This is a genomic window from Phenylobacterium sp., assembly GCF_036263695.1.
Classification (GTDB): domain Bacteria; phylum Pseudomonadota; class Alphaproteobacteria; order Caulobacterales; family Caulobacteraceae; genus Phenylobacterium.
In genome coordinates this window covers 1-2,884 of record NZ_DATAGM010000247.1, presented here as the reverse complement: position 1 = coordinate 2,884, position 2,884 = coordinate 1, and the positions used below count along the sequence as shown (strand labels likewise).

Genomic DNA, 2,884 nt, shown 5'->3' with positions numbered 1-2,884 from the left:
GATCTTCGAGTCTCTGGAGGGCTCGTTCCCGCAGGCGGGTCAGGGCGCGCTACGCACCCTGGCGGGATGCTTTGGCTTCTCCGGCGACGACGTCGAAAAGCCCTGCCGCGTGTTGTCCGGCGGCGAGAAGGCGCGGCTGGTCATGGCCAAGATGCTGTTCGATCCGCCGAACCTGCTGGTCCTCGACGAGCCGACCAACCATCTCGACATGGCGACCAAGGAGATGCTGGTCGCCGCCCTGGAGAACTTCGAAGGGACCATGCTCTTCGTCTCGCACGACCGCCATTTCCTCGCGGCCCTGTCGAACCGCGTGCTGGAGCTGACGCCCGAGGGGGTTCATCAGTACGGCGGCGGCTACACCGAATATGTCGCCCGCACGGGCCAGGAAGCGCCGGGACTGCACCCGGGAGGATAGCGGCGACGGCTGCGGCCATGTCGAAGCGACCGCCCCGTCAATTGACGCCGCTCCCGAACAAGCGCCTGAACGTCCATGGCCAGTGAAACCGTCTACATCGTGCAGTCCTACGTCCGCGGGCGGGGCCGGGGGCTGAAGGCCGAGCAGCAGGTGGGCTGCAAGAGCGCCGAGGAGGCGCGGCGCAAGGCCGAGCGGCTGGGGCCGCTGCGAGCGGGCGTGGTGGCGTTCTCGGCGACGGCGGACACCGAGCTTGGCGACTATGACGAGAACCCGGTGATCCTGTTCCGGTCCGGCGAGCTGCCGCATCCGTTCACCGAGGCCTGAGCCCCGCGCCCGGCCGTTGCTCTGGCGACCGAGGCGCGGCAAGCGCCGTTCCGCGGCTTGCCCAATCAGCGCTGATCTTCCTAGACGGGCGTGCTCGCGGTAGAGCCGCGGCATGACGATCTTGAACGACGCACTCTTTCCCCTGACGTCTCTCGGCGACGGGGTCTGGACGACGGAAGCGGGAGCGGAGTGGCGAAATCCGAACGGGCCGCTCTGGGGGGGCTATTCGATCGGCCTGTGCCTCGCCGTTGTGGCGGCCGAGCCGGAGGCGCAGGGCGAGCCGCTGTCCATCACACTTACCTACGTGGCGGGCCTGAGGGCCGGCACCGTCGAGGTGCGGACGCGCCGATTGCGCCAGGGCGGCTCTGTCGGGGTCTGGGAGGTCGAGCTGCGGCCGGCGGGCGCGACGGAGGTCAGCGTCCACGCCATCGTGACGATGGCCAGGCGACCCGCCACGCCGCCCTTCGCCTTTGCGCGGATGCCGGACGCGCCCGATCCGGACGGCCTGCCCTCGCAGGCGCGTCCTGGCGGGTCGCAGCACTTCGGCAGCCGGGCGTTCGAGCGCCGAACCTCCGAGACCTTTCCGATCGAGCCTGCACCGAGCTCGCGGTCTATGGCCTGGGTGCGACCCAAGCTTGGTCCGTGGACCAAGATTCTGCTGGGCATGCTGACCGACAGTTCACCGCCACGGGCCTTCTACGCCCTCGGCCATACCGTCATGACCACGACCGTGACCCTCACCATCTACCTGCACGCCACCGCCGAAGAGATCGCCGCTGCGGGTGAGGACTATCTGCTCGTCGAATACGAGGGCCGCGTGGGCGGCGGCGGCGCAACCGACGAGCGGTCCAGCTACTGGCGGCGCGACGGCAAGCTCCTGGCGACGAGCGAACAGCTGCTCTGGTATCGGGAGTACCGGAGTTTGTCCCCGGAGTGAGGGTCCAGCCAGCCCTCAGCAGCTAGCCCTTGGGCTTGAGGTCCGGGCGGGAGGCGATGAAGGCGGCTCGCTCGGCGTAGGTCAGCACCTTGGCCTTCTTCTGGCGCGAGACCCTCGGGGTCGGCGCGGCGTAGGTCTTGGAATTGGCGGGCGAGGCGCCCTTGGCGTCGGGGCGCCGGGGGGGCGGCTTGTTCATGGCGATCTCTCCGGGGCCGGGCGGCGCTCGTCAGCGCGCTATCCCTTCCATGGCAGCATTCGCTGCGGCGGCTTAGCGTTTCCTGAAGCGGGCGGCCTCGGCCGCCAGGTCGGAGGCCCAGCGCTCGGGCGCCTCCGCCTGCACCTGGAAGGGCAGCTCGCCGGCCACGCCGCGCAGGGCGAGCCAGAGCTGCTGATTGAAGTGCCCGAGGATCCGCAAGGGCCGGCGCTTGTCGTCGGTCACGTCCCAGCCGGCGTCCTCGAAGGCGAAGACCTGCTTCGGCATGGGCTGGGTCTCGACCCCGTCCCAGCCGGCCGGCCGCGGAACCGCCTCCGCCTCGTCGGCGGTGAGGCCGAAGAGGGCGCGCGAGCAGGCGTCCAGCTCGGGGAACTCGGCGCGGGCCTCGGGCTCCGCGAACTCGCGCTTCATCACCGCCCGGAACTCCAGGTCGGCGACGCCGGGCAGGTCGATGAGGCGGCGGAGGACGGGTCTGGTGGACATGAGGGAGGCCTAGCGTGGAAGGGCGGCCCTGGCGAGCGCCCAGCGGCGGACGCGAGGGCGAAGCGTCAGCCCACGCGTGACAGCGGCCCCGTCCAGGTCACGGGCCGTCCGCCCCGGGCCTCGGCGTGGGCGAGGTACATGTCCTCCAGCGCGGCCAGGGCGTCCCAGCGGGCGGCGGCGCGGCCGTGGGCTTCGTTGACGTTGCCCAGGGCGCTGGCCTGGCCCTGGCTGCGGGCGAGGGCGGCGAGGGCGCGGTACTGGTCGGCGTTCTCTCGGTGGCGTTTCATGTGTGGTGGGACTCCGAAGGGGGCGGGAAGAAGGAGCGGCGGGTGTGGGCGATGCGCCCGTCACCGGGGGCGAAGGCGCCGAGGAACCGGCCGTTCGACCACAGCGAGTGGCCGAAGGTGGAGCAGCCCAGGAAGGCGACGTTGACCGCCTGGCGGTCGCTCTCGACCTCCAGCGGGGCGGTCTCGCCGACCCCGTCGGGGCCGGTGACGCAGAGCAGGTATCC

Annotated in this window: 7 protein-coding genes; 3 read left to right on the top strand and 4 right to left on the bottom strand. The window is 71.0% G+C overall.

Annotation, left to right across the window (positions count from 1 at the left end; all coding sequences use genetic code 11):
• The 3 genes from VHK87_RS10000 to VHK87_RS09990 form a co-directional block, all read left to right on the top strand.
• Positions 1–415: ATP-binding cassette domain-containing protein (locus VHK87_RS10000; protein ID WP_329634751.1), on the top strand; the 415-nt coding region annotated here is incomplete at its 5' end.
• Positions 416–490: 75 nt separating this feature from the next.
• On the top strand, positions 491–739 hold the full coding sequence (locus VHK87_RS09995) for a hypothetical protein (protein ID WP_329634750.1): 249 nt from the start codon (positions 491–493) through the stop codon (positions 737–739).
• Positions 740–851: 112 nt separating this feature from the next.
• Positions 852–1,676 (top strand): thioesterase family protein, encoded by an 825-nt coding sequence (locus tag VHK87_RS09990; protein WP_329634749.1) that lies wholly within the window; start codon positions 852–854, stop codon positions 1,674–1,676.
• 22 nt (positions 1,677–1,698) lie between these two features.
• Here the strand turns inward: VHK87_RS09990 and VHK87_RS09985 are convergent, their stop codons facing one another.
• The 4 genes from VHK87_RS09985 to VHK87_RS09970 all read right to left on the bottom strand — a co-directional run.
• The gene (locus VHK87_RS09985; RefSeq protein WP_329634748.1) at positions 1,699–1,872 is read right to left on the bottom strand and encodes a hypothetical protein; all 174 of its coding nucleotides are present in this window, start codon (positions 1,870–1,872) and stop codon (positions 1,699–1,701) included.
• A gap of 72 nt (positions 1,873–1,944) precedes the next feature.
• Complete coding sequence (locus VHK87_RS09980; RefSeq protein ID WP_329634747.1) at positions 1,945–2,373, bottom strand: hypothetical protein; 429 nt, start codon at positions 2,371–2,373, stop codon at positions 1,945–1,947.
• 65 nt (positions 2,374–2,438) lie between these two features.
• Positions 2,439–2,660, bottom strand: coding sequence for a hypothetical protein (locus tag VHK87_RS09975; protein ID WP_329634746.1), 222 nt, complete (start codon positions 2,658–2,660; stop codon positions 2,439–2,441).
• Positions 2,657–2,884, bottom strand: a 228-nt coding sequence (locus tag VHK87_RS09970) for a hypothetical protein (protein WP_329634745.1), incomplete at its 5' end; no start/stop codon positions are given. The genes VHK87_RS09970 and VHK87_RS09975, both read right to left, overlap by 4 nt.